The following is a 1,217-nucleotide window of genomic DNA, read 5'->3' on the forward strand; positions in this document are numbered from 1 at the left end:
CAGCAACGAATTCGCTGACCCCTTCCCAATTCGCCATGCTGTATTCCTGTCGACCTCTTTTAGACAAATAGTGATGAAAATGTTCTCGTCGCGCTACGCTTTGAAAACGTCAGAATTTTACGCGTCAGGCAACGGACGAAGCTCGCCGTACTGCGCATCAAGCTCAATGCCGAAGTATTCTTTCAATGCATCCAGATAGGCTTGGCCCGGCTCTAACTCTAATTCTGTCTGCTCACCTTGGCTGGTGTATTTGAGTGTGTAGTTAAGCAATGTCACCAACCCACTTTCTGTTGCTTTCGCCGCGACTCTTGCGCTGGTAAAACGCGAGTGAGGAGAAGTGGAGGTAAAAAAGTTGCCACACGCGATATCACCCGCAAACACAAACTCTAAATCGAAGCTATAAAGGTTATTCCACGTGTCCGTTCCGTCCGTTGACAACACTTGAAGGAAGTAACCAAACTGGGCATCTTCGACAAAGCGGAAGGTTTGTAAATCCGTCTGAATCACTTGGTTGAGGATAAACGGCAATGGCGCGCGCGGCGTATTGGAGCCAAAGCCTACATCGACAATCCATGCTTGTTCATCCAGCATCACCAACGTGATTTGATGGCTGCGACCTGTCGGCGTCCCCATCACGTGAACACGCCCAAGTAAGCTGCGCGCTTCAAACCCGAGGGTCTTGAGCACATCGAGCATTAAGCCATTCAGTTCAAAGCAGTAGCCACCACGGGAGTGATACACGGTTTTTTGAATGATGTCTTCAATCTCAACAGAGATGCCACGCTGCAACGAAATATCAAAGTTCTCAAACGGCAGGCAACGGTGCTGCGCTACGTGAATCTTGTGCAATGACTCCAAATCGGCGGGTAACTCACTCGGCAAACCGAGCTTGGTTAAATAGGCGTTCAGATCCGTCTTATTCATAATCACTCTTACTTATCTGATGGGTTGATTGTTTTCTACTCTAGTCCCTCTACCTAACCTCAGGTCAATCGCCTTTTCCGTTTTCCCTTCTGTTTTGAGGAGGCATCACACTCTTGTTGTCCACTCACTTTAACATTATTACGTATATGTAAAAATCATTTTCAAAATGGACGGATTATCATTTTTATTGAAACACCTAGAATGGATACCAACAAAACGACGCAGCGCAGGAAGCAAACCTTAACTACGCTTATTACGTCACTCCATATACTGAAAATATAAAGGAAAATCCA

Annotated in this window: 1 protein-coding gene; it reads right to left on the reverse strand. The window is 46.3% G+C overall.

What is annotated here, in order from left to right; genetic code table 11:
• Positions 1-117: 117 nt before the first annotated feature.
• A complete protein-coding gene (locus R7Q47_RS25295) occupies positions 118-924 on the reverse strand; it encodes an arylamine N-acetyltransferase family protein (protein WP_140055680.1) in 807 nt (268 codons plus the stop codon).
• Between the last annotated feature and the right edge of the window lie 293 nt (positions 925-1,217).

The organism is Vibrio sp. Vb0349, assembly GCF_033338975.1.